This window comes from Trueperaceae bacterium (assembly GCA_002707365.1).
Taxonomy (GTDB): Bacteria; Deinococcota; Deinococci; order Deinococcales; family Trueperaceae; genus UBA6957.
The window spans coordinates 1-26,421 of the sequence record PAMQ01000008.1; the positions used below are offsets into that span (position 1 = coordinate 1).

A 26,421-nucleotide genomic window follows, 5' to 3' on the forward strand; every position below is an offset into this window, starting at 1 on the left:
CGCAAGGGTGCGGTAGCGTTACTCCTTACAACTCGTGGGTTCTCTGATGTGCTCGATACTCAGAAAGAGATGCGCTACGACATTTATGACCTCCAAGCGCTCCCAGTGGAGCATTTAATTACACGACCTCTCCGTTTTGAGATCGACGAACGTATCGATACCTTTGGCGAAGTTATCGAGCCTCTAGATTTTACGGGTCTAGAGGAGATGAAGGCTATGCTCTCGGACGCAGGTGTAGAGGGACAGATAGAATCGGTCGCGGTATGTCTAATGCAGGCTTACACAAATCCTGAACACGAGGAGAAGATTAACGTCTGGCTCAAAAATAACCTGCCAGGCATCAGCGTCTCTTTATCAAGCGAGGTTGCCCCTCAAATACGAGAGTACGAGCGTATGTCTACCACTGTGTGTAACGCCTATGTACAACCCCTGACCGAGAGGTACCTTAAGCAGATCCACGAGAGCCTTCGTGAACGAGGTTTTGGTCAAGGCCTGTACCTAATGCTGTCCAGTGGAGGGGTAACTACCCTTGAAACAGCAGCTCGATTCCCTGTTCGATTGGTGGAGTCTGGTCCGGCTGCCGGTGCTCTTGCAGCTGCGTTCTACGGAAACTTAACAGGTGATGAGGATCTCGTGTCTTTCGATATGGGAGGCACTACAGCCAAGATGTGCGTAATTCGGGGGGGAAGTCCGACTGTTACGGATACCTTCGAGATAGCACGGGTCCACCGTTTCAAGCGTGGTAGCGGTCTCCCGGTTCGTGTCCCCACCATCGAAATGATCGAGATTGGGGCTGGTGGCGGGTCGATCGCACATATAGATGAACTTGGTCTATTGAAGGTAGGGCCGGAGTCAGCAGGCGCGGATCCTGGTCCTGCTTGCTATGGGCAGGGTGGTACGGAACCGACAGTAACTGATGCTGATGCGTTACTTGGTTACTTGAACCCGGATTATTTCTTGGGTGGACGCATGAGTCTAGATTTAAAAGCGGCAGAGAGCGCGATGGCTCGTCTCGCTGAGCCTCTGGGGTTAAGTGTTACCGAGGCTGCACATGGGCTATTTCGTGTTGTGAATGAGAACATGATATCTGCTACTCGCGTGCACATCGCTGAACAAGGTGGAGATCCACGCCGACTCAAGTTAATAGCTTTTGGCGGTGCTGGCCCGATGCATGCTCACGCTATTGCGCACGCCCTCAAGATGGAGGGTTACATCTGTCCTGCCAGTGCTGGGGTTGCTTCTGCTATGGGATTCCTGACTGCCCCAGCAGCTTTCGAGTACGCTCGTACTTTTATGGCGCGATTAGAGCAAACTACCCTTCCGGAGCTTGACAAAGTTTACGCTGAGCTTGAGGAGCAGGGTAGGGAGACGTTGTTAGAGGCAGGAGTTCCTGCGGATGAAATGACATTTACGCGGCAGGCCGATCTCCGGCATGTCGGCCAAGGTTACGAAATCGTAGTGACACTTCCTTTCGAGAAACTAGCTGATGTGCAACTAGATGAGGATCTTGCACCTCGCTTTTTCGAACAGTATGAATCTGTCTACGGTCACGCCCACAAGCACCTTGGTCTTGAGATAACTACCTGTCGACTAACTGCCAGTGGTCCCAAGCCCAGTATTAACCTCAATCCAGTTCAAACTAGCGTAAGCCATCCCGATGTCGCGATTAAAGGTACCCGTCAGGCTTACTTTAGTGATCTTGGTGGTTTCACGGAAGTACCTTTGTACGACCGCTCTAAACTAGCGGCTGGCTCTATTTTTGAGGGCCCAGCGATAGTTGAGGAGATTGACTCAACCGCTGTTATTGGTCCAGGGACCCGAGTTGAAATAGATCACTATGCCAATCTGAACGTTACGTTTATCGAGGAAGAGAAATCGTGAACCTTGAACTGAAGTGTGGATATTCGTTTGACGAAAGTCAATACGTTTTAGTTGTTGTCGATACAAGTTTCTACCGAAGATGGGAGTTGAAATGAGCGGAGAGACTTACGATCCCATAGCTCTGGAAATTCAATGGCAGAGATTAATTGCCATTATGGACGAGGTTGATAATGCCACGGTCAGAACTTCATTCTCAACGATAGTAGGTGAAAGTCGCGACTTTGCTTGCATTCTTGTCAACCAAGATGGGGTGTCACTATGCCAATCGAGCTTCAGTCCACCAAACTTCTGTGTCATCTTGCCGCGTACCAGTAAGATTCTCCTAGATGCATTCCCTGCTGAGACGCTGAAGGATGGGGATGTTCTTTGTACCAACGACGCCTGGATAGGGGCTGGTCACTTGCCCGATTACATAGTAATCACTCCAGTCTTTCACCGAGGCAAAATGGTTGCATTCATGGGTACCGTGGCTCATCTTGCTGATGTAGGTGGCCATGGAGGTGACATTGAAGCTCCCGATGTATTTACAGAGGGAATAAGAATCCCACCTTCGAAATTATATGAAGCTGGCCAAGAGAACGAATTACTATTTGAGATCATCGGCAATAATTGCCGGGTTCCCGACCTTGTGCTTGGTGACCTCCGGGCTATTGTCGGTACCCACATGGTTGGTGCCCGTAGACTCAGAGAATTTTTAGATGACTACGACATGCCAGATTTGGTTACGCTTTCCGACGAAGTATTAAGTCGTTCCGAGAGCTTGATCCGGAGCAAAATTGAGGAATTGCCGGACGGGAAGCACGAATTTGGACTAGATATTGACGGGTACATAGACATCGTTCACCTGCACGCAACTGTTGAGATTCGTGGCTCTGATATTTATGTGGATTACACTGGTACATCCCCACAGAATCCGCGAGCGGCCATCAATTGCGTCTACAACACTACCTACGCCTCCACCATGTATCCATTCAAATGCTCCCTTGTGCCAGGAATCCCTAATAATGAGGGGCTTTTCAGACCGATTCACGTCACGGCACCGGAGGGAAGTATCCTAAATACGACCTTCCCACACCCTGTACGTGCTCGCGCCAAAACCACTAACAACATCAACCAGGTAATCTTTGGTGCGGTATGGCCCGTGCTAGGAGAATACGCGCAAGCTGGTAGTGGTTCAATATGGCCTTTTAGTGTAAGTGGTCAAGCTGANGANTATGGCACCTTTAGTGTCCATATTCTNCCTCATGGTGGGCGAGGTTCCATGCAGAACTTGGACGGGCTAATCCCGATTGCGTTTCCACATAATAGCTCTGTAACACCAATAGAAATCATGGAGATGCAAGCACCACTACTAATACTGGAGAAGGAACTCCTACCTGACTCAGCAGGTCCCGGTAGGCGCCGTGGTGGAATTGGCCAAAGGATGACCTTCCGGAACACAGCTAATGTGACGTACAGTGCCAGAGTTAGGCCTGACAAGATTTTCTGCGCACCTCCGGGCCTTAACGGTGGTTCGATCGGAACTACCGGAGAGGTGCGATTCAACGGGGAGTTGATTGAGCGGTTCCCCATTCTTCCGTTCGCACCAGGGGATGAAATAGAAATGCGAATGCCAGGAGGAGCCGGATTCGGTGATGTTCGGTTGCGGGAGAAAGAATTAGTACTAAGGGATATTGAGCTTGGTTATGTTACTAGAGAAGGGGCAGCTAAAGACTACGGCCTGATAATAGACGTGCCGGAGTCTTGAATGCCCGCGACAGGTGGGGAGTGAACATGGGAATAGATCCGATTAGCCTCGAAGTGATGTGGCAGCGGCTTGTTGCGATTGCAGACGAGATCGACACAGCGACAATCCGAACTTCTTTCTCAACAATTGTTGGCGAAAGTCACGATTTTGGTTGCGCGATTCTTGATGCTAATGGCGCGGGACTTGCGCAGGCACAGTGGAGTCCGCCGCAGTTTTGCACTATGCTCCCCCGTACTGCTAGTTTGTTGTTTGAAAGATTCCCGATAGATACACTTAGTGAAGGTGATGTGCTTTGCACTAATGACCCGTGGATCGGTAGCACTCATTTGCCGGATTACAACCTGATCTCGCCGGTATTTCACAAAGGCAAGGTGGCAGCGTTCTTAGGCACAGTGGCTCACGTATCTGACGTGGGTGGTCATCTAGGTGACCTTGAGGCCTCCGACATGTTTATGGAGGGTACACGGGTGATGCCTAACCTGTTCTATCGACGGGGAGAAGTAGACCCGATAATTGAGGAATTCATTGCAGCGAACTGCCGTGTACCCGAGATGGTTCTGGGTGACCTACACGCCATTGTAGGTACTCATCGGATTGGTGCTAGGCGTTTACAGGAGTTCATGGACGACTATGGATTGGATAACATTACGCCCCTTTCAGACGCTATTCTTGGACGCTCTGAAAATGCATTAAGAGAGGCTATTGCGGAACTTCCTGATGGGGTGGCAAATTACGAGTTGACTGCCGACGGTTATTTGGAACCGTTCACCCTTAAACTTTCCATCGAAATTAGTGGTTCCGAAATCTTAATGGATTTCACAGGGAGCTCGCCCCAGCAGAATCACTCTGCAATCAACGCTGCTTTTAACATCAGCTACTCTACAGCGGTCTATCCGATCAAATGCATTCTCGCCCCAAGGATTCCAAATAATGATGGTCTGGTTCGCCCAATTCAGATCACTGCTCCTGAAGGCTCCATTGTCAACTGTACTTTTCCAGCACCTGTCAAAGCCCGAGCTAAAGTAATCAAACATATACCTCCGCTAATCTTCGGGGCATTAACCCCGTTATTACCTGGAAAGACTATTGCTGCTGGCGGGGGAATTTTTCCGTTCCACTTTGTGGGAGAAGACGAGAAATTTCCGAAGTTTGCTGTTCACATGTTGCCCCACGGTGGTCTTGGTGCAACTAAGGAGGCAGATGGTTTGCTGCCCGCAGCTTACCCACACAATAGTACAGTTACACCTACTGAGATTATTGAGAGACAGTGTCCAGCGGTAATGATTTGCAAGAAAATCATTCCAGATTCAGGAGGACCCGGGCGGAGGCGAGGAGGCCCAGGTCAAGAAATAACACTACGGTGTACAGCTAAAAAGCCTGTGCTGCTTACCATTCGACCGGACCTGATGAAATTTCCGGCACCAGGTCTTGAAGAGGGCGGTGAAGGTTCCCGAGGCGAAGTCCTGCTAAATGGCGACAGGCTCGAACGCTTCGTTCCAATCCCGTGGCACCCTGGGGATCTAATTACACTGCGTGTCCCGGGTGGTGGTGGGTACGGCGACCCCCGGCAGCGAGAAAAAGAACGCGTTCTAGAAGATGTTGCCCTAGGTCTTGTCACAACGGAGGCGGCACGAGAAGTTTACGGTCTTGATATTGACGTTGACCCACAAACAATACGACTCGAGGCAATTCGTGATCATGTAGCCAGACAAGCTGAGAGGGGTCATGGCTGACCTCGCGATTGTCAACGGTAAGTTAGCCCCTACCGCTCCTAATGCCGATCCAGAAGCTGGTACGCTGCTAATCAACGGTGGTCGCATAGAAGCTGTGCTGCCTCCCGAAGAGTACGTGGCTGCCGATCAAATTTTTGACGCCGAAGGACTCCTGGTTCTTCCTGGTGCTATAGATATTCACTTTCACTGCCGCGCTCCAAGCTTTCCAGAGCGGGGAGACTTTGGTTCCGAATCTAAAGCAGCAGCTGCAGGTGGCGTGACAACAATATTCGAGATGCCAATATCTAAACCTTGTGCCTCGACGACAGAGGTATGGTTAGCTCGACGCGACTTAGCTGCAAGCCACGCACACGTCAATATAGGACTTTACGGAGCGCCTGGTAGATTGGATCGGAAAGAAATAGAGGGCATGGCAGCAGCAGGAGCCATCGCCTTCAAACTATTTACCACCGAAGCCGTCAAAGGCCGTGAAGACGAGTTTACAGGCCTTAGCGTTACAAACATTGATGAGATCTATCAGGCGCTCGAGTTGGTCCGTGATACCGGCCTACGCTGTGCTTTCCACGCGGAGGATCAGCGATTAATCGATATGTTTACTGCTCGGGCTAGAGGCCTTGAAGGACCAGACCATTTTCGCCACCTTCGTTCCCGGCCAAGTGTTGTAGAAACCACAGCTGCAGCACAGCTGATTGCGGTGGCAGAAACAATAGACACGCCTATTCACTTACCACACGTTAGCTCCAAATCAACCGTTGACGTTATCCGACATGCAAAAGCCCGAGGCGCTAAAATTTCTGCTGAGACGTGCCCACACTATCTCCACTTCACCGAAGACATCTTGGAGAAAATTGGTCCTTATGGGAAGATTAATCCACCAATACGGCACGAAGAGGATCGCGAAGCCCTTTGGGAGGCTGTTCGTGAAGGGGTCATCGACGTAATAGCGACTGATCATGCGCCATTCACCCCAGCTGAGAAGGAGGCCGCTTGGGGAGATATTCTTTCAGCACCCCCAGGTCATCCAGGTGTAGAGCAGTTAGTACCCCTCATGATGGATGAGGCTTTAAGTGGTCGCCTTGACTTGTTCCATGTGGTGGAACTAATAAGTACTCGACCAGCAGAACTTTTTGGTCTTTACCCCAACAAGGGTGTATTGCGGGCTGGCGCTGATGCCGATCTGACAATATATGATCCTCAGTCTAGAAAAATCATTAATCGACAAGATGGTTTTAGTCGGGGGGCTGATTGCAACCGACTATATGATGGTATGGAGATTCAAGGTGAGGTGGCTGCCACGATAGTTGGTGGCAAGACTGTTTATCATGGCGGTGAGATTAAGGGTAGTCCTGGGGATGGCGCAATAGTCCAACCCTGCAACTAACAGTAATAAAGTCTAATTAAGGGGGAGTCAAAATGACCAAGGCGGATCTTAATGAACGTGATAAGCGACTTCAGCGGACCAGAGAAGCAATGGAGCGTGAAGGACTTGACGCGTTACTGGTAGCTGGTAAAGGACACTGGTGGACTGGTCGGGGTTATTGGCGTTACTTTACGAACTTTCATCTTTGGGGTCACGATGGTTTGTTATTGATCCCGAAGGAAGGTGAGCCGGCTTTCACCAATAATAGTCCTGCACTGGCAGCTCGTATTGCTCAAGAAGGTTGGGTGACCGAAAGTCGTGGGGATGTATACATAGTCCCACGTATGGCTGATTACATTCGTGAGAAGGGGCTTGCCACCAGCCGTATCGGCATTGCTGGATTCCGCTTTATACTCTCCGCTGGTAGTTATGCCGAACTACAAAGGCTTCTCCCAGACGTAACTTTCGTCAGTGCAGACGACCTTATGGACAAGATCCGCTCTACAAAGAGTGAACTCGAAATAGTCCAAGAGCGTGAATTATGGACTATGGCGAAATCCGTAATGACAGGGTTTGGCGAGTTAGTCAAAGACGCTAAAGGAGTAAGCCAGCGGGAGTTGATTGCAGAAGCAACAAAACCTGTTTGGGCTGCAGGTTCCCGGGACTTATTAATTTTCATAGCTGAAGAACCGGGAACGGTTGAGGTGCCGGCTGATATTCCTCTAAGACTCGACGATAAACTGAGATTTCACCTGGAGATTTGTGGAGAGAGTGGTCACTGGTGTGAGATCACTATTAACTGTGCATTCCAGCCACCGAATGATCTGGAGCGAAAACTCATTGAGGATGAACTCATTGCCTTCGAGGAGACTCGTAAGGTTGCCCGACCGGGTAATAGACTTTCCGATGTGGCTGCTGCCTTCAATCGCGTAATGGTGCAACAAGGTTGGGACCTTGGTGAGGAAACCACACATTTCCATTTTCATGGTCAAGGAATGGACACGATTGAACGGCCATGGTTTTCCCAGAAGGAACCCTGGGGACAGTCCCAGGACTGGCCGCTTGAGGCTGGCATGGTTTTTTCTTACCACCCCCGCCGTAACGTTGTTATGCCCGAAGGCAATTGGAGCTCAGGCCTAAATGAGGACATCCTGATAACTGAGAATGGTGCCGAACGCTTAAGTGTTGATTGGGAGCACCGCTGGCGTTCAATGGACTGATGGGCAGGGTTGTACAAAGGAGAATCCATGGAAAATGATAAATTCGTTGGTGTACAAATCAGTCCAGTTAGTTTCATTGATGAGGGAGTTGATCAGGTCCTAGAGACGCTCCAAGAACGCGTTGGGGTAAATGTCTTGATGATTGGCACGGTTTCGTGGCTCGGTCTCAAGGTTGGACGTAGTATCTCCCACGAACTAGACGGTTTCCCTGATCACGGGGTAGCTGAGCCTTTCACCCTACAAGGCGGAGCCTATTTCAACCCAGATTCAGCCTATTACCGCAATACGCTCATCAATAATTACCGAGCCACGGATCCTGAGATGGCTGGTAAAGATGTTCTTGAGATGGTCATCCCTGCTGCTAAGGCAAGGGGCATGCAAGTCTACATTGAGTTAATGGAGCCCTTTTTTAAGTACGCAGGGCATGGATCCGCCAACACCGTTCAAATCCCAAATCTAGCACAGTGTTTAGAAGTTGATTTTCTTGGCCGGCATGGTTCGGAACCTAGTACCAGCAACCCTGACTATCGCCTCTGGATTCATTCCATGATAGAGGATCAGTGCCGTAACTATGACATTGATGGTGTCATGTGGTGTAACGAGCGGCGTAGTCCGCTTGACCAACTTATGGTGGGTGATGCCCCAGGTGACTTCAGTGAAGCCAGCCGACGAGAGGCCTTACAACAGGGCATTGATGTTGAACGAGTCAGGAGTGCTTTCCGAGAAGCCTACGACTACTTCCAAAAAGTACGGGCTGGCGAGAACTTCGTAGATGGAGCGCTTATCGAGTTTTTACGGGTGCTTCTGCAGAACCCTGAGATACTAATTTGGGAGCGATTCTGGTTAGAGCGAAACAAGGATCTTGACCGGGAATTATACGGAATTGTGAAATGGATCAACCCAGACATCCAGTTCGGTCTTAACGTGTGGAACAGAAACCACTTCAACCCTTTTCGCAAGGCACAGTGGCCCTGGGACGAGCAGACGCAATACGCAGACTGGGTCAAGCCGATTACCTACCAACACCAGTCTGGCCTCATATACGTCAATGAGATGACTACTTTTCACGAAACCATACTCCGTGACTTTACTCCCGAAGAAATGACCCCGATCATGTACAAAGCCCTTGGCCTAGAGGAGGCGCCTTGGGATGAGGTTGTACAGACCGGTATGGATCCAGATACCTACGTTTACGGCCAGTGTGCAGACGCAGTACGAGGCGTTAACGGTAAGATCCCAGTTTTCATGGGTCTGGGAGTAGATGCCCCACGGACCCGTGCTGATCAAGCGGTATGCACGCCAGATATCGTTTATCGTAGCGTCAAAGCCACGTATCGTGCTGGAGGTAAGGGCGTGATTTTTTCCCCCAACTATGCCAGCATGAAGCTTACTAACTTAGATGGGGCAGCTAGTGCTCTGGAAGAGTTAGGACTCAAGTGAACCCAAGGGAGGGCCACTCTGACAGCTTTCGTACGTTAGTTTACAGCGTAATAATTCGCACCCGACAAGTGACAACATAATCGGTATCAGATCCTAGTTGATCTAAGAAAGGGAGCATAATATGCCCGAACCCCCAGCATGGCGTTACCAAAAAATTACTAAGCCAATGGTTGACATTCCATTGGGGCATCATGTGTTTCTTGGCAGGGTGTTGACTGGTATTGGTGATGAGGTTATTGACGACGGTTTTATTGAGATCAAAGAGGATAAAATTGAAGCAGTTGGAATAGCCTCCGAATTAGGTTCTCGTGCTAAAGATGCTATTGATACCGGAGGCTCGATCCTCCCGGGAATGTTTAATAGTCACGCGCACCTTGCTTGGGATGGTATTCACGACTTAGCTCGCCAGTCGATGGATGATTCGCCGGAAATCAGTGCTTATAAGTCTGCAGGTAACATGCTGATTAGTTTGCGAGCCGGGATTACTACCGTCCGTGACCTTGGTATGAACACAGCAAACATTTTTTCTAAGCAAGCTGTGGAGCAAGGGATTTTCCCAGGTCCACGGTTGCTTATTACAGGTGAGGCAATCATACAGACTGGTGGTCACACCTATTGGTGCTGTCGGGAAGCAAGTGGTGCTGATGAAATGCGTCGAGCTGTACGGGAGCAGGTACGTGCCGGCGCAGACCTGATCAAGATTATGGCTTGTCACGATACGCTTGAGCTCACTGATGAAGAGTTAGACGCGGTAATTGACGAGAGTCACCGCAATGGCCTACCCATAACCGCGCACGCTACCCGGAATGATGCAATAGCACGAGTAGTGAGTGCTGGAATAGATTGTGTAGAGCACGGTGGTGGCATGACCGACGACACCATACAACTGTTGCTACAACGAGGCGTTCCTATCGTCACTACTTTCGCTCCACTAGTTATGCAGAGTCAAGCGGAAATTGCGCGCCAGTACGGAATTCCTGAATGGAAGATTGAAGAACGACAACGGGCCGTAGCTGATTCTGGGCGCTACGAATCACTTGTAAAAGCTGCTAATGCTGGTGTAACAATTGGATTCGGTACGGATGCGGGTAGTCCAGTAGTACCGCACTCTGTAGTTGCACCTGAGATGAAATTCATGGTCAAACTCGGAGTGGTAAAGGACAACTATGGTGCTTTGCGTAGTGCTACAAGCGTAGCAGCCAACATCAATGGGCTTGAGCAAGAACTAGGCACACTTGAAGCTGGTAAGGTTGCGGATGTAGTTTTTGTGGAGGGGAATCCAATTGATAACCTGGATGCCCTAGAAAATGTCACGGCCACATTTGTAGCCGGTAAGCAACTGTTCTAGGAGAACCTAGGAAACAGTAGACAGAGAATGCAGCCCAGATCCCCTAAGTAGACTAGTATTACGGGGATCTGGGTTATAAGACTGAAACTCTAAAAAAAGATCCCAATTTTGGATGAAACTTTAAACTAAGGTTATTGTGAAAAAAAGACAGCCCTTACTGTCGGTCACGAGCCGTGTGTTGATTTACACCTGTTACATTACCTCCAGCGTCCACCCATAAGCTATAGGGGTACTTGATAGTTGTCGGGCAAATATGTCCCGGGACTGCTAAGAGATAGTCGCCTACCTGCGGTAATGTTTCAGGGTTAGCCTTGAATACCCCATGCTCTTCGTTTTGCGAAATGAGTCGGGCATTTGGTACCGATGGCAGAAAAACTCTTTGTTCTAAAGGTTTGTCTGGCGCAACAGCCTTGTTACCAAGATCAGTAGTGAAAAGAAGCTTCTCAGGGTAAGAATCGACTACCTGGGTTAATAGGAAAGCCGCCCACTTGAAGGGCATATCAGGAAGTAAAGAGGAGTAGCCTGCATCCCAATAAATTGCGGTACCTGGTGATCCCAATATAGCTTCTTCACGAGCGTAAAAAGGAAAAGAGAATGAACCCCCACCTACCACTATATCCACTGGCCAGCCTTTCCCAAGAAGGATGTTGCGAAATCTCTTAACCTCTTGAATGTGAGCTAAAGCCAGACCTTCGCGCTTTCCATAGTCGGGTTCGTGGTCATGACCATCGTATGCGTGCAGCCCGGCGGCCCGTGTATACGAACCTTCTTGCAACACTTTGTAAATTTCTTCAGCACGTTTTCCTATTGCGACCCCCGTTCGCAACATTCCAACATCTAGGTCTAATAAGGCACTAAGACAGAAACCGTGCTTCTTCCCCTCTTTGGCTAATAAATCGACGTGTAATGGTTGGCTAACTATAGCGTGTACAGTCCTGTCAGAATAGGTTTTGCAGAGTTCTACAAAACGTTGAACCTTCCGCTTTTGTGCCAAGGGATATGTCAGTATCGCGAGTGAGGCCCCAGCTTTTAGCACCATCTCGAGTTCCGATAGAGTTGCCGTTTTGAAACCCGCGACTCCTGCTCTAAGTTGAAACTGGGTAACCTCCAATGATTTGTGAGTCTTAACATGAACGAGAAGATTGCCACCACCACAAGCAAGCCTACAGAGCGTGTCGATGTTGTTCATAACAATATCCCGGTATACGAGCATTACTGGAGTTGAAACGCTCTCGGGATCAGCAAATTTTATGTCGTTCCACTCAATCATTTTTCAAATCTCAACTCATCATAGCGGCTATTGTTGTTGAGTGGGACAATGCCACCGTGATTTACGCTTTACCGCTGGTTCGACGCGGTCGTTGACGCATGAATAGGGCCTAATTGAGTTGATAGTAGTGTCTTTCTAGGTTTCGACCGTAAAATAGTGGGCCTAATCTCTAACCAATACGAGAATTTAGTCTATTCTTCAATATAGGGTATGGAGATGAAGCTCGAACATCTACGCAAGGAATACCTCAGTACCAGCCTAAATCGGGATGATCTGAGAGAGGATCCATATGATCAGTTTCAACACTGGTTTCAGCAAGCGCGGGCGGCAGACCTGATAGAACCGAATGCCATGAGCCTAGCTACTGTGGATCGTGATGGATCACCCTCAATTCGGACGGTCCTGTTAAAGACTGTGGATCATGAAGGTTTTGTCTTCTTTACCAATAAGCAGAGTCAAAAGGCGCTGGATATTGCGAGTAACCCGTGTGTCGCACTATTGTTTCCATGGTTAGCTCTTGAGCGCCAGGTTAAAGTCATCGGAAAATCCGAGGCCGTGCCGAAGGAGCAGGCGAGAAGCTATTTTGCACGGCGCCCTCGTGGTAGCCAACTAGGGGCGTGGGTTTCCCACCAGAGCTCCGTAGTCTCTTCGCGCACTGAGCTTGAAGGGAGACTTCAGGAGTTGATAGATCAATTCGCAGACCGCGAGATTCCCTTGCCGGATTTCTGGGGCGGCTATCGTGTTAAGCCCTATTCTTTCGAATTTTGGCAAGGCCGAAGCAACCGTCTGCACGACCGGTTCCGGTACACCCTGTCAGATGGCACATGGTTAATTGATCGTCTTGCCCCTTGAGGCGTTACAGATTGTTCACATAAAAGCTAGTTGAGTGTGTCTTCGTCGTCAGTGAGCCACTCAAGGTCGAATCGGGTGAGAGCTAAACCTTCATAGTTTCTACCCTCGCCACGGTCGAACAAGCAGCAGATAATTCGGTCGCGTGTAATACAGAGGTCGGAGTAACCTGAATGATCATTGTGTAGTAATTTCCCGGCGTTCCAAGTTTGCCCCTCGTCGTAGCTGATCCGTACGGTCATGCGTTCCCGTCTAGTAGAGCTAGCTGCATTGGAAAAAACCATTCGGTTCTTACCGTGAGTTGCTTCGTTAGTCAGGCGGAGTGCGCTTCCCTGACAAATCGGGTCGGGAAGATCAGGATGGTAGCCAGTTTCTACGAAAGTAACGCCGCCGTCAACACTTCGACCATAAGCTCGGCGTCGTTCACCAACATAGTTGCGGCAGTTGAGGTAAAGGCTGCCATCTGAAGTCTCAACAGCTACTGATTCATTGGTACCAGCCTGGGCGATAGCACCAATGTTCCAACTCACACCATGGTCATCGCTATAAACTACGTGCGAGCGACCTAACTTTGATAAGACCGCAATTGATGATTCTACGTCGTGATACCCGGAGGCAGTGCCTTCAACATGGTCGCAAGGCGCTATGAGCCTTCCGTTCTGAAGTTGAATGCCATGACAAGGTCCTGTGGCGTACCACGTCCAAGATGGGCGTTTAACTTGCTTGGTGATTTCTGTGGGTTCAGCCCAGGTTTCGCCATCGTCATTACTTGAGGTTATCCAGACTGTACGTGGTGCTTTACCCTCAATAATTAGGTCTTCTGGACCGTCTGCGAAGTTTTTGCAAAAAAGTAACCAGATTGTACCGGTATCTTTATCTACTATGGGACAGGGGTTACCGTCCGTGTCAGGTCCTGTACGTACCATTACTCGTAAAGGGCTCCAGGTGCAACCATTATCGTTACTTTTCTTGTAAACAATGTCGATATCCCCAGAATCACCACCCATTACAGTCGGATCGCTGTTTCGTCCTTCACAAATCGCTAGGATAGCGCCATTATTCGTAGTGACCAAGACAGGGGTGGTGAATGCGCGGTAACCTTCCTGACCGTATTTGAAGAGCAGGGTTTGCTCGTACATTTTAAATCCTCCTGTTCCGGCTAGTCATTGTGGGGTTAAGCTTAACCTTTCCCACCGTACATCGGTTTCCCTTTAGGGGCAGCGTACGAATCATTCGATTTCGGGTGTATAGGTTGTTAATACACTATAATTGAGAGCACCATTATAGTTTCAGTATAGGTTTATCAAAGTTAGGTTCTGAGAAAGCTACTGAAGACTCTTCATCTTTTAAGGCACCATCAAACGTAGTCAAGTAATAACCTTAGATTTCAAAGAACTTGGAACTTTCTGCTACCATGACTTGGTAATGAAGCTACTTTTAACAATTATTCAGGATCCAGATTCAAACAAACTTCAAGAGGTCCTGACGGAACGAGGATTAGGCGTCACGAAGTTGTCGTCTACTGGTGGGTTTTTACGTCAGGGAAACTCTACTTTCTTGATTGGCGTTGAGGATGACCAAGTACTAGAGGTACGAGAGCTAATCGCTTCCACTTGTCGAGAGCGGAGTGAACTAATGATTCCTGGGGCTGCGATGGCTGATTTGGAGGGAGTATATGCCGCTCAAGCCACCGAGGTAACCCAAGGAGGAGCAATAATTTTTACGCTGAATGTAGATGATTTTATCAAAGTGTAAAAGACGATTAACCTAGACAATCCGTGGGTAAGACTTGCATCTCTTGGGAACCCTTAGGCCAACGGACTTTTTAGTTCTTGAAGGAGGCCCAATGAATTTGTCCCTCTCTTAGGTAGTCCCTTTTTCCAACTTATCGGCCTATCAAGACTGTAAAGGTTCAAAAGTACCGCTTCTGAACCTTCTGTTATTACAAACGGTATATCACCTTTACAAGATCACACCTGTCAGCACCACCAAATGTAGAGTTTTGCTATTAGCGCATCTCAAAGGTAGGTGGAAAGAATTCATCAACATTACTACCCCTCCGGTCCCACCCAGCGAGCGTCTCACGGACCTTTCGGGAAACCTTTTGGGAAGCACGACTAATTTCAGCTTCGTCAACCATTGGACAATGAAAGTTGTCAACAACTAAGCGTCCACCACTAAAGACCTGTTTCACATCGGCCATGGAGGCGTAGTAAACAAGGCTGCGGATAGGGTCGTCCTGGGCACTTAGGGCAGGCCGGTCCAGGTCCACGACTGTGATGTCAGCTCGAGAACCTGGTGAGAGGCGCCCTATGTCATCACGCCTTAAGAATCTGGCCGCGTTGACAGTGACGGCGTTATAAACCTCTCGGGCAGTGGCCGTACGAGCGTTTGTGTGAGCTACCTTACCCATAATTGCGCCAAAACGCATTTCTCTTAATATGTCATCTGGTTGAGTATCAGTTCCTAAGCAAACATTTATACCTGCATCATTGTACCGGGAAATAGAATTGAGATAACTACCCCGCATTGAATAAATCCAGGGGCAGTTGGTCACCGTAATTCCGTGTTCTGCAAGAGTAGCTAGCTCTCCATCACTCATAGTTCCATCGGGGTCCCGGCCTAGCAACGCGTGCGTGAGCATTACCTCGGGCCCAAGGAAGCCGATACTGTCTAGGTATTCTACTGGGGTTTTGCCGCCATGGCGATCGGCGATAAGGCGTAATTCGTTTTCGGATTGAGCGAAGTGCATGCGTATACCTACCCCAAGCTTAGCAGCAGCATCTTTAGTGGCTTGTAGAAGCTCTGGGCTTACTTGGTCAGTGGTATATGGAAATAACAGGCCATGTACTCTACCTCCGTAGCCACCGTCATGTTTTTCGATAAACGCAATATTGCGTTCTAGCCCTTGGAAACCACGTTCTTCATCCCAGACCCACCCGGGTGAGCCGTCAGGCTCTACGAACTGCGCACCAGCACGAAAATGGTGCGACAAATAGGCGCGTAAGCCAAACCGCACGGCGGTCTCTACGTAGATTTCTGGTTCCCAAATGGGGTCGTTGAAGCGCTTAAAAACCATCGCCGTGATTCCGCAAAAGGTAGTTACCCCAGATCGGAGCATCGACAGAAAAGTATGCTCCGCGCCGGCACGGATCTCGTCAGGAGAAAAAACAGGAGGCTCTCCTTCCTCTATCACCCAACTTTTTGGTCTATACATGCCGCTTCGTTTACCCAAATCGAGGAGAGGCGGGTGAATTCCGACGTCCATCAGTGCATGCATGTCAATCAATCCAGGTGATACTAGACAGCGCGAAGCGTCAATCACGCGGTCAACGTTGCCTTCGTAGCCCTGGCCAACAAAGAGGACATTGTCCTCTTCGAACACCACCTCGCCGTTTTTATACACAACGTGTTCCTTAGAAACTTCGTTGTAACCCACCACGTAGCGCCCGTCTATTTTTGTTTTCATAACCTACCCCCGGTCAGGTTTATGCCTTCCAAATACCGTAGGTATTCGGGGAAGGACTATATTTAGTGTTCGTGATTGCCGACACTACCATATAATTGGGTTTAAGGAGATACTCGTGGCTATGAGAATAAGGATGTACGACAATATTGCCCAATATCTGAGTGACAAAGAGGCAATTGACGCTGCCGTTCTTTCGGTACTGGAATCTGGTGAGTTAGTGATGGGGCCAGACGTTCGAGCTCTCGAAGAGGAGTTTGCGGCTTATTGTGGGACTAATTACGCGGTGGGCGTGACTTCCGGAACATCTGCCCTACTGCTGGCACTTCGGGCACTTGGGATCGGTGAGGGTGACGAGGTAATAACAGTGGCAAATTCAGATATACCCACCAGCCAGGCCGTTACTTTGACGGGCGCCAAAGTAGTTTGGGTTGATATCGAACCGATAGGTTGCAATATGGACCCAGATCAAATTGAGGCAGCCATAACACCAAAGACTAAGGCTATTTTACCCGTGCACTTACATGGGGTGCCGGCAGACCTCGACCCCATCCTTAAGATTTCTGAAAAGTACGATGTTGCGGTAGTGGATGATGCGGCGCTAGCCGCAGGGGCTCGATATCGTGGGAATCGCATTGGTTCCCTAGGTAGTCTCACAGCATTTAGTACAGCCCCAGGGAAAATACTAGGTGGTATTGGTAGTGGTGGGCTCATCACAACTGAAGATCGTTCTCTTTACAATCGACTAAATACTTTACGACACTATGGAAGAGAGGACCCGCCCTATCGTGACAAACAATCCATGGGTCCGAAGTGGCCTTCAGACACGATAGAGATTGGTTATAACGAACGGATTGACTCAATCCAAGCCGCGGTTTTGAGAATCCGTCTGCCCCAGCTTGATGAGCTTTCTGTCAGGCGCCGGGAAATTGCGGAGATTTACTCAAAAGGTTTCGAAAAAGTAGGCGTAAGGTACCAGCAGCCCCCACCAGATAGCGAGGCTGTATGGCGTGTATTCACGGTCCTATTACCTGATCGTGACCGAGTTCATGCTGGTCTCCATGCTGTTGGTATCGAATCGTCACTTGCTTACGTCCCAGCTGATCACCTTGATGTCTGTTATCGTGATTTAGGTTATAGACCTGGTAGTCTCCCGGAAACAGAAGTTTTCTGCAATGAACTGCTGGCACTCCCTTGTCATCCTTACATGAGTAATGCGGAAATAGATGAGGTACTAACGACAGTGGTCGAGTTGCTCTAAAAAAATGGGTACCCGTATAGATGGAATTGAACTTGAGATCCTTTGGCAGCGGCTAATTGCCATTATGGATGAAGTCGACACTATTATTGTTAAGACCACCTTCTCAACTATCCTGCGAGAGAGTCGAGATTTTGCCTGCATACTAGCTGACCCTAGCGGCCTTTCTCTTTGTCAGTCCCAGCTTAGTACAGCTAACTTCTCTGCTGTTTTTCCTCTCACGGCCGCAAAATTGTTGGAGCGTTATCCTATCGATACTCTGAAGCCAGGGGATGTTCTTGCCACCAATGACCCTTGGTTCGGTACTGGCCATCTGCCTGACTACATATTGCTGGTTCCCATTTTCTGGCGCGGTCGAGTAGTTGCTTGTATGGGAACGGTTTCACACATGTCTGATGTGGGCGGGCACCCGGGCGAGATCGAGGGTGAGGATGTATTTAGTGAGGGATTGAGAATGCGTCCTTTTAAGCTTTACGAACAAGGGGAAGAAAACCCACTGGCTTTTGATGTAATTGGTGCCAACTGTCGTGCGCCAAATCTCCTGCTCGGAGATCTTCGGGCTATGGCTGGCGCGCTTCGTATAGGCTCGGAGCGGGGACGAGAATTTCTCCAGGATCAGGAGGCCGATGACTTTGACGCGCTAGCCGCTACAATCAGTGACCGTTCCGAACAAGCTATGCGTAGAGCTATTGATTCTCTTCCTGATGGCGCATATGAGTACGGTCTTGACATTGACGGTTATATAGAGCCTATCCATCTCCACGTGACAGTGAACATTCAGGGTTCGGAAGCAATCGTTGACTACACAGGCACTTCATTAGAATCTCGCCATGGGGCAATAAATTCTTCTTACCACAGCACTCGCGCCTCGAGCGTCTATGCGTTTAAATGTGCCTTGGTACCTGAGGTCCCAAACAACGAAGCACTTTTTCGTCCTATTCGCATTGTGGCCCCCAAGGGCTCAATTCTCAACGCCCAGTTTCCCATTGCCGTTAAGGCCCGGGCAAAGACTACGAATAATGTCAACCAGGTGATTTCCGGAGCTCTTTGGTCGGTCTTCGGTAATCGTGTTCAAGCTAGTAATGGTGCTATTTGGCCTTTGGTGCTGAAGGGGGAAGAAAAAGACTTAGGCCGCTACATTGTTGATATGCTCCCTCACGGCGGTCGCGGAGGACTCCCTTCCATGGATGGCATGGTTCCCGTTGCTTATCCGAACAACAGCACTATTACTCCTTGCGAGGTGCTTGAGTCGCAGGCGCCGATTCTTTTTTGTCGTAAGGAACTACGTCCTGATAGTGGCGGAGCAGGTCGCTATCGCGGTGGCCTGGGTCAAATTGTAGTTTTTAAGCATGTTGGGAAAGAAGCAGGAATTTTTAGTCTGACTCCAGACCGCATAACCACCTTGCCACAGGGCTTGGATGGTGGTGGCCCTGGGGAGATTGGGGCAGTTTATATAAATGGCAGAAAGACTTTCCTTTTTCCCGCAATAGACCTTCATCCCAACGACATTGTGGAGTTACATATTGCAGGTGGTGGGGGGTTTGGCCCACCTTCAGAACGTTCCCTGCAGGCTATCCAGCACGATATTAGTATGGGTTACGTTAGTCTCGAGCGAGCACGACATGATTACCAACTCACCAGGGAGCTGACGCCAGAGTAACTAACACATCATGCTAATGCTAAGGACGGCTTAAGGGTTGGGGTATCAATTTCCTAACGAAAAAAAGAAGAAGCTTCGCAAAAGAATACCGCCTATAATTTATGAGAATGAATTATTCTGTTCATCTTGCGTCTTTCACCCAAGATTATCGTTTTAGATAGTAATTAAATTGAGTACTGATACGAAGGAATACGCTGTGTTTAGCAAATACTTAGGTGGTTTAGACTAAATCCCTGACAGTTCCCACTTAGTCCTTCACATAGGAGTTTTTGATTCCGTCACATAAACGCACTAATGATTTCCTACGCAATCGTAAAGCTTATTCTAAGTAAAGCCGAAACGGGTCTATCCCCAGGAAGAGTTCAGGACGTTTAGTAAATCCTAGAAAGGATTCAATCTTATGCTAGAGAAGCCGCACGTTCAGGATCGTCAGCAGCAGCAGCAGGGTCACCGCGTGAATCCAGGTGTTAGCGACGAACACTCGTCGCCAGGTCTTGGTGTGGTCATGCACCGTGGTCCACATGGGCCAGGCCACCAGCAGCACGAGGGTGGTGATCACAAGGTAGAAGGGGGCGAAGAAGGCGAGCAGGGAATAGAGGGCGGTTGGTTCAGGGCTGATCTGCACAGCGATGCTTTCAGCCACCCGTCCCCAGGTACTTTTGATGAGGCCCGACCACAGTGGGCGGGAAAGAACGAATACCGCCAAGCCGGCCACCAGCAGCAACAGGTGGGCTCCGAACAGTCGCAGGAACAGGACGATGGCGTTCACGCGTCGACCCAGTTTCCTAGAAGTTTTTACCATGGCTCTCGAAAATCCTTTCCGTCGGGTGTATGTGTTCCGCGCGATCCGAGTCTACCAGTGGTGGTAAGGGGTGGGCTACTGGAGAAGGCTTCCATCCGGGAAGTCCTATACTCGGTGGGGTGGCTTGGTGTGGGAAAACCCGACACTGTCACCGATGATGGGAGGCAGTCATGTTGAGGCGATCGATCACGGTGGACCGGCAATATCTTGTCCTCCCGGTAGCTAAGGGTCCCATGTCTGGGCACCTGCGGCTTCGGGACGAATCGGGAACAGTCCGGGAGTTCGACATCCGGCTTGCGGATGGGGCTGGTGATTATCAGGTATTCAGTGACCTTGAGCCTTACCGGGGTGCGAAGCTCACTGTCGAGTACGAGGGTGACACCGCCGCGTCTCTCGACGGGATCTTTCTCGCTGACGAGCCCGTCGATCCGGGGGAGATCTACCGAGAGCGTTTGCGTCCCCAGTTCCACTTCTCTTCGCGGAGGGGTTGGAATAACGACCCCAACGGCTTGTTTTACTACGGAGGCGAATATCACCTCCTCTACCAGCATAATCCCTACAGTACCGATTGGGGCAATCTGCATTGGGGTCACGCTGTCAGCACCGATCTGGTGCAGTGGACCGAGCTGCCGGTCGCACTCTACCCGGACGCGCTGGGCACCATGTCCACCGGCTCGTCGGTGGTGGATTACGAAAACACCAGTGGGCTCGGGAGCGACGAGGGACCGGCCATTGTCGCCGTCTATACGGCTGGGCATGCGGATTGGGTAGACGAGTTCACGCAGTGCGTCGCCTTCAGTACCGACGGCGGTCGCAGCTGGACTAAGTACGACGGCAATCCGGTAATGGGGCACATTATTGGTAAGAATCGCGACCCTAAGGTCATCTGGCACCCCGAGACTGAGCGCTGGATCATGCCGCTCTACATGGACCAGTCCGACTACGCTATCTTCGCCTCCCCCAACCTGCTCGAGTGGGAGCACGTGAGCGACTTCACGCTGCGCGGCGCGACCGAGTGCCCAGAGCTTTTCCCGCTACCGGTCGATGGCGACGAGGACGACCGGCGCTGGGTCTTCTGGGGAGCGAACAGTACCTACGCAGTCGGGAGTTTCGATGGGACTGCGTTCCGGCCTGAACAATCGCTTCGGATGCTGCAGCCCGATGGTTGCGCCTACGCAGCTCAGACCTGGGGAGAGAATCCCGATGATGACCGGCTGTTGCAGATGGCGTGGTTCCGCCAGGTCATGCCTGGCATGCCGTTCGGCCAGTTCATGACTATCCCCTGGAGCCTCGGGTTGATCCGGCGGGATGACGGGATCGTGCTCACCGCCGACCCTGTGCAGGAACTCGAGGTCCTGTGGGAAGAGCAGTGGCAGGAGCGGGACGTCGAGCTTACGGCGGGTACCGAGCTCGAGGCGGGGTTAGGTGGTGAACTCCTCGACCTCGAGGTCGACATCGACCTGGGTGAGGCGGACTCCGCCGGAGTCGTGGTTCGCGGCGTCCCTGTCTGGTACGACCGAAGTCTGGGAGCACTCTTCTGTGGTAGTTATACGGCCCTTATGACGGTTCCGTTGAGGTCGCTAAGGCTTCGGATCCTGGCTGATCGCACCTCGATCGAGGTGTTCGCTGATGGCGGCACGACTCTTGTGGCGGCTGGTGTGGTACTTCGGCCCGAGGACCAGGAGGTCCGACTCTTCGCCCGTGGTGGATCGGCTCTAGTGCGTAAAGTGCGCGTCTCGCGTCTGCGAACCGCGTGGCCGTTCGGGGGCTAACGACTCTCTTTGGAGCTTTCTAACGGACCGCCGTCGTCTCGGCTGGCGGTGTGTAGCTAACCTGGCTCTCCCATACCGTCCTCGTGCCACGGGTTCAGCCGGTTTCGTCAGCCGGACTCTCTTTGAGTTTCGTTGTTGTGGGTGCAATTCCCTCGGGGTTCTTCGTTTTACTGGTGGGGGTTGCTTGGGCACTCCTGGGGTCGTTCTTCCGCCCCAGCCCCAGTGCTTTGCTCACCAGTGCTATGCCCTTGAGGTCGAGCTCGTCGGCCAGGTGGCAGGCCACGAAGTGCCCTTCGCTAATCGCTCGCAGCTCGGGTTCCTGCTCGCGGCAGACTGCCTCGGCGTAGCGGCAGCGAGTGTGGTACACGCAGCCGCCCGGCAGGTCACTCGGGTCGGGTGGAGAGCCTTCGAGTACGATCCGGTCGCGGCGGTGGCGCACCGTGAGGCGGGGAACCGCCGACTGGAGTGCTTCGGTGTAAGGGTGGGCTGGGTTGCGCAGTAGCTCCTCGCGCGGCGCGTACTCAACAAGCTTTCCGACATACATCACGCCGATGCGGTCGGCGACGTAGCGGATCACGCCCATGTCGTGGGAGATGAATAAGTACGAGAGCCCAAGTTCGTTCTGCAGATCCTGGAGCAGGTTGAGGATCTGCGCCTGGACCGAGACGTCGAGGGCGAAGACGGGTTCGTCAGCCACGATGAATTTGGGTCTCACTGATAGCGCTCGGGCGATGCCGATACGCTGTCGCTGCCCGCCGCTGAAGCTGTGGGGGTAGCGCCGTAGGTGCTCTCGCCGCAGGCCCACCTGTATCAGCAACTCCTCGGCCCGCTGCTCCCGCTCCTTGTGGGAGCCGATGTTGTTGCACACTAGTGGCTCGATGACGTTGTCGAGGACCGTCATGCGTTCGTTCAGGGAGGCGAACGGGTCCTGGAAGATCATTTGCATGTTGGCCCGCACGTCCCGCATCTCGCGGCGGGGCAGGGAGAGGACTGGAAGCCTCCTGCCGCCCTCGTGGAAGTAGATCTCGCCGCCCGTGGGTTCGTATAGCCGGAGGATAGAGCGACCCAAGGTGGTCTTGCCGCAGCCGCTTTCGCCGACGAGACCTACGGTCTCCCGATGGCCGATGTCGAGGCTGACCCCGTTGACCGCCTTGATGTAGCCGACCGTCCTTCGCAGAAAGCCCTTTTGAATCGGGAAGAACTGCTGTAGGTCCCGGATCTCGACGAGTTTATTATTGTTCTCAGTCATGTCCAGCCGCCCTCCGAGGGCTCTCGCCCCTCACGTTCCGTCCAGCTGTGCTGGTGGCAGTTCGGCAACCAAATCCGCCTCGCTGTAGAGGTAGCATTTGACGGTGTGGCCCGGCTCGACCTCAATGACCGGTACTTCCCGCGGTTGGTCGCAGATGCCGGGCATGAACTCGGAGCAGCGCGAAGCGAAGACGCACCCGGGCGGCAGGTCGCGCGGGCTAGGCACCACCCCGGGGATGGGCACTAGCCTCTCCAACTCTCCCTCCACATTGGGGATCGAGCGCCACAGGCCCTGGGTATAGGGGTGCAGCGGATTCTCAAAGATATCGTCGGTGTTCCCCAGCTCGACCCGCTTGCCGAGGTACATCACTGCGATGCGATCAGCCATCTCGGATACTACTGCCAGGTTGTGGGAGATAAGTAGGATTGCCATGTCAGTGTCGTCCTGGAGACTAACCAGCAGCTCGAGGATCTGTGCTTCGATAGTGACGTCGAGCGAGGTGGTCGGCTCATCGGCGATGAGTAGCTTAGGCCCGCAGCTGATCGCCATCGCGATCATCGCGCGCTGCCGCATTCCGCCCGAGAACTCGTGCGGGTAAGCGTCGATCCGTAACTCGGGGTTGGGTATGCCGACCTGGTCCAGCAGCTCGATGGCGAGATTTCTGACTTCGTTCTTCGTCATGCCCGGGTTGTGTATCTGGATTGCTTCCATGATCTGGTTACCGATAGTGTGCAGCGGCCCGAACGAGGTCATCGGCTCCTGGAAGATCATGCCGATGTCGCCCCCACGGATAGTGCGCATCATCTCCGTGCGGGGATCGATCTTGGCCAGGTCCACCGGTGCGCCGTCATCCGGGTGGAACAGGATCTCGCCGTCGACGATTTTCCCGGGCGGTGATGGGATCAGTCTCAGGATCGAGTGGGCGGTGACTGACTTGCCACAGCCGCTCTCGCCGATTATGCCCAAGGTTTCCCCGCGGTGCAGGGTCAGATCGAGGCCGTCGACCGCACGTATCACGCCAGTGTCGAGCATGAAATGGGTCCGCAGGCCTCTGATGTCTAACAGTGGTTCTTGGGGACCGGGAGTGTTTCTCATCCGTCGCCTCCCCTATCTCTGGGCGTACGGGTCAGCCGCGTCGCGCAACCCGTCGCCAATGAAGTTGAACAAAAGGATGGCCACCACCACGAAGGCTGCGGGGATAAGTAACCAGGGGAGGTTGGCCAGCACCGTCACGTCCTGCGCGTCCTGCAGCAGCGTGCCCCAGCTCACTGCCGGCGGCCGGATGCCGAGGCCCAGGAAGCTCAGGGCCGTCTCGCCGAGGATCATCTGGGGGATTGCTAGGGTGACGTGGACAATCAGGTAGCTGACAAAGGCTGGTAGCAGGTGACGGAAGATGATTCGATGATCGGTCGCTCCGGCGGCCTTGGCGGCTAGGGCGAACTCCTCCTCGCGGAGGCTGATGATCTTGCCCCGGACCACCCGAGCTAGCCCCGTCCAGCCGCGAATCGCGAGAATCACTGTGATCGCGAAGTAGATGTTGATGGTCCCCCAGTCTCGCGGCAGGGCAGCCGACAGGGCGATCCAGATGGGGATGTCAGGGATGCTGATGAGCACCTCGATGAGCCGCTGGATCGCCTCGTCTACGACGCCACCATAGTAGCCGGAGATGCCCCCCAGGATGCTGCCGAGGATGAAGGTGAGAATGACTCCGCCGAAGCCGATGAATAGCGAAATCCGCCCAGCGAAGAAGATCCTTGAGAAGACGTCGCGGCCGAGCCGATCCGAGCCGAACAGAAACAGCGGCACCGACCGGTCCTCAAGGCCGAACAACTTTACGTTCATGGGGATCAACCCGAGTAGCTTGAACTCCTCGGTGCGAACGAAGAAGCGGATGGGGTGTGCTTGGGAACGGTCCTCCGCGTACTCGTACTTGAAGGTCGCCCGATTGAGCTCCCGGGTGGTCTGATAGACGAACGGCCGGACTAGCCTACCCTGTTCGTTAATGAGACGTATTGTCGTCGGGGGTGTGTCGTTGAAGTTTTTGAGCCGTTCCAGAGGGGCATACGGGACTACGAAGTCGGCGAAGATCGACAGTAGGTAGAGGGCGGCCAGCAGGAACACCGCGAGGAGTGCCAGCCGGTGTTTTTTGAAGGCGTGCCACACGAGCTGGCGTTGGGAGGCGAAGTAGAGTCTCTCCTGAACCTGTTGCGCTCGGGCCTGCCGGCGTTGCACATAGTTCCGAAACGTCCTCGAGAGGAACGACGCCGGCCTCGATTGGGTGTCCATGCGTTACCCCGTAGTCCGTTCGAAGCGGATTCGTGGGTCGACCCATGCCAGCAGGATGTCGGACAGCAGGGTGCCGATGACGGTGAGGGCACTGAGGATCATTACGATGCTGCCGACCAGGAACATGTCCTCGCCCAGCGCTGCGGCCAACAGTACCGGGCCGAGCGTCTCGAGCCCCAGCACTTGGGAAACGATGATTTCGCCGCTCACGATGAAGGGCAAGGTCCAGCCGATGGTGCTGACTAGGGGGTTTATGGCCATACGGACGGGGTACTTAAGGATCAACTGGTTCTCCCGCATGCCTTTGGCGCGGGCAGTTGTGACGTACTGCTTCTTGATCTCGTCAAGCAGCGTCGCCCGCAAGATCCTGATCAGTGCAGCGGTGCCGGCCACCGCGATGACCAGCACCGGTAGCCACACGTTCTTGAGCAGGTCGATCCACCTAGCTAGTGACCATGGCGCGTTCTTGAATTCGAACGAGAATAGGCCTGTGATTGCGTGCCCAGTGCCCACGAACACAAAGTAGGCGAGTCCCAGCGCAAGCAGGAAGTTGGGCAGCGCCAGCCCGATGAAGCCGAGGGTAGTGGCGAAGTAGTCCCCGATCGAGTACTGCCGCAAGGCAGAGAAGATGCCGATGGGAATAGCGATTATCCAGGTCACTAGCAGAGACACGAAGGTGATTGTGATTGACATCGGCAGGCGCTCGAGGATGATGTCGGTGACCGGGCGGTTGTAGATGAACGAGCGCCCCATTTCACCTTTCAAGAGAAAGTTCTTCATCCATACCAGGTACTGAGCTACGGGGTGTCGGTCTAGGCCGTACTGGCGATAGAGCGCCTCTATTTGTCCGTCATCCATGGCGAAACCACGCTCCTCGAGGTTCTGGACGTAGGTCTCGACGTAGCTTCCCGGTGGTAGCAGGATGATCACGAAGGAGATGACTGAGATCAAAAACAGCAGCGGAATGACAATGCCGATGCGGCGGAAGATAAACGCTTTCATGTCTTCGACCCTTGGCTCACACTAAGCTCTCCTGTCCTGAGCTCTCCTGTCCTGATGCGCGTCCTGAACATTATACAG

At 52.1% G+C, this 26,421-nt stretch carries 20 protein-coding genes; 13 read left to right on the forward strand and 7 right to left on the reverse strand.

Features of this window, described 5'->3' with window-relative positions:
* The 7 genes from CMO31_03765 to CMO31_03795 form a co-directional block, all read left to right on the forward strand.
* Positions 1–1,881 (forward strand): methylhydantoinase (locus CMO31_03765; GenBank protein ID MAZ53116.1); only part of this gene is annotated, 1,881 nt, incomplete at its 5' end.
* A gap of 79 nt (positions 1,882–1,960) precedes the next feature.
* On the forward strand, positions 1,961–3,628 hold the full coding sequence (locus tag CMO31_03770; protein MAZ53117.1) for a hydantoinase: 1,668 nt from the start codon (positions 1,961–1,963) through the stop codon (positions 3,626–3,628).
* Positions 3,629–3,654: 26 nt separating this feature from the next.
* Positions 3,655–5,361 carry a methylhydantoinase gene (locus CMO31_03775; protein MAZ53118.1) on the forward strand — a complete coding sequence of 569 codons (1,707 nt, stop codon included), beginning with the start codon at positions 3,655–3,657 and terminating at the stop codon, positions 5,359–5,361.
* Positions 5,354–6,742 (forward strand): dihydroorotase, encoded by a 1,389-nt coding sequence (locus CMO31_03780; GenBank protein ID MAZ53119.1) that lies wholly within the window; start codon positions 5,354–5,356, stop codon positions 6,740–6,742. The genes CMO31_03775 and CMO31_03780 overlap by 8 nt, the downstream gene beginning before the upstream one ends.
* A gap of 32 nt (positions 6,743–6,774) precedes the next feature.
* A complete protein-coding gene (locus CMO31_03785; GenBank protein MAZ53120.1) occupies positions 6,775–7,941 on the forward strand; it encodes a hypothetical protein in 1,167 nt (388 codons plus the stop codon).
* A gap of 27 nt (positions 7,942–7,968) precedes the next feature.
* On the forward strand, positions 7,969–9,381 hold the full coding sequence (locus CMO31_03790) for a hypothetical protein (protein ID MAZ53121.1): 1,413 nt from the start codon (positions 7,969–7,971) through the stop codon (positions 9,379–9,381).
* Positions 9,382–9,502: 121 nt separating this feature from the next.
* Positions 9,503–10,729 carry an amidohydrolase gene (locus CMO31_03795; protein ID MAZ53122.1) on the forward strand — a complete coding sequence of 409 codons (1,227 nt, stop codon included), beginning with the start codon at positions 9,503–9,505 and terminating at the stop codon, positions 10,727–10,729.
* A gap of 154 nt (positions 10,730–10,883) precedes the next feature.
* On the opposite strand, the gene CMO31_03800 is transcribed toward CMO31_03795, so the two are convergent.
* On the reverse strand, positions 10,884–11,999 hold the full coding sequence (locus CMO31_03800; GenBank protein ID MAZ53123.1) for a hypothetical protein: 1,116 nt from the start codon (positions 11,997–11,999) through the stop codon (positions 10,884–10,886).
* Positions 12,000–12,215: 216 nt separating this feature from the next.
* Between CMO31_03800 and pdxH the strand changes: the two genes are divergently transcribed.
* Positions 12,216–12,851, forward strand: a complete 636-nt coding sequence (pdxH, locus tag CMO31_03805) for a pyridoxamine 5'-phosphate oxidase (protein ID MAZ53124.1) — start codon at positions 12,216–12,218, stop codon at positions 12,849–12,851.
* A gap of 26 nt (positions 12,852–12,877) precedes the next feature.
* Here the strand turns inward: pdxH and CMO31_03810 are convergent, their stop codons facing one another.
* Positions 12,878–13,987, reverse strand: a complete 1,110-nt coding sequence (locus tag CMO31_03810; GenBank protein ID MAZ53125.1) for a glycosyl hydrolase — start codon at positions 13,985–13,987, stop codon at positions 12,878–12,880.
* 286 nt (positions 13,988–14,273) lie between these two features.
* Between CMO31_03810 and CMO31_03815 the strand changes: the two genes are divergently transcribed.
* Positions 14,274–14,603: a hypothetical protein gene (locus tag CMO31_03815; protein ID MAZ53126.1), complete on the forward strand. Its 330-nt coding sequence runs from the start codon at positions 14,274–14,276 to the stop codon at positions 14,601–14,603.
* A 253-nt stretch (positions 14,604–14,856) separates the two neighbouring features.
* Here the strand turns inward: CMO31_03815 and CMO31_03820 are convergent, their stop codons facing one another.
* Positions 14,857–16,317, reverse strand: a complete 1,461-nt coding sequence (locus tag CMO31_03820; GenBank protein MAZ53127.1) for a hypothetical protein — start codon at positions 16,315–16,317, stop codon at positions 14,857–14,859.
* 115 nt (positions 16,318–16,432) lie between these two features.
* Between CMO31_03820 and CMO31_03825 the strand changes: the two genes are divergently transcribed.
* The 4 genes from CMO31_03825 (at position 16,433) to CMO31_03840 (ending at position 21,806) form a co-directional block, all read left to right on the forward strand.
* A complete protein-coding gene (locus CMO31_03825) occupies positions 16,433–17,575 on the forward strand; it encodes a hypothetical protein (protein ID MAZ53128.1) in 1,143 nt (380 codons plus the stop codon).
* Between the two features lie 4 nt (positions 17,576–17,579).
* Positions 17,580–19,232, forward strand: a complete 1,653-nt coding sequence (locus CMO31_03830; GenBank protein MAZ53129.1) for a hydantoinase — start codon at positions 17,580–17,582, stop codon at positions 19,230–19,232.
* Between the two features lie 400 nt (positions 19,233–19,632).
* Positions 19,633–20,211 carry a hypothetical protein gene (locus CMO31_03835; protein ID MAZ53130.1) on the forward strand — a complete coding sequence of 193 codons (579 nt, stop codon included), beginning with the start codon at positions 19,633–19,635 and terminating at the stop codon, positions 20,209–20,211.
* Positions 20,205–21,806, forward strand: coding sequence for a 2,6-beta-D-fructofuranosidase (locus tag CMO31_03840; protein ID MAZ53131.1), 1,602 nt, complete (start codon positions 20,205–20,207; stop codon positions 21,804–21,806). The genes CMO31_03835 and CMO31_03840 overlap by 7 nt, the downstream gene beginning before the upstream one ends.
* A gap of 94 nt (positions 21,807–21,900) precedes the next feature.
* On the opposite strand, the gene CMO31_03845 is transcribed toward CMO31_03840, so the two are convergent.
* Genes CMO31_03845 through CMO31_03860 form a run of 4 tightly spaced genes read right to left on the reverse strand, consistent with a single transcriptional unit; the run spans position 21,901 to position 26,343 of the window.
* Positions 21,901–23,055, reverse strand: coding sequence for a peptide ABC transporter ATP-binding protein (locus CMO31_03845; protein ID MAZ53132.1), 1,155 nt, complete (start codon positions 23,053–23,055; stop codon positions 21,901–21,903).
* A gap of 30 nt (positions 23,056–23,085) precedes the next feature.
* Positions 23,086–24,150, reverse strand: coding sequence for a dipeptide/oligopeptide/nickel ABC transporter ATP-binding protein (locus tag CMO31_03850; protein ID MAZ53133.1), 1,065 nt, complete (start codon positions 24,148–24,150; stop codon positions 23,086–23,088).
* 12 nt (positions 24,151–24,162) lie between these two features.
* On the reverse strand, positions 24,163–25,341 hold the full coding sequence (locus CMO31_03855; protein ID MAZ53134.1) for a peptide ABC transporter permease: 1,179 nt from the start codon (positions 25,339–25,341) through the stop codon (positions 24,163–24,165).
* Between the two features lie 3 nt (positions 25,342–25,344).
* Positions 25,345–26,343 (reverse strand): ABC transporter permease, encoded by a 999-nt coding sequence (locus CMO31_03860; protein MAZ53135.1) that lies wholly within the window; start codon positions 26,341–26,343, stop codon positions 25,345–25,347.
* Positions 26,344–26,421: the final 78 nt, after the last annotated feature.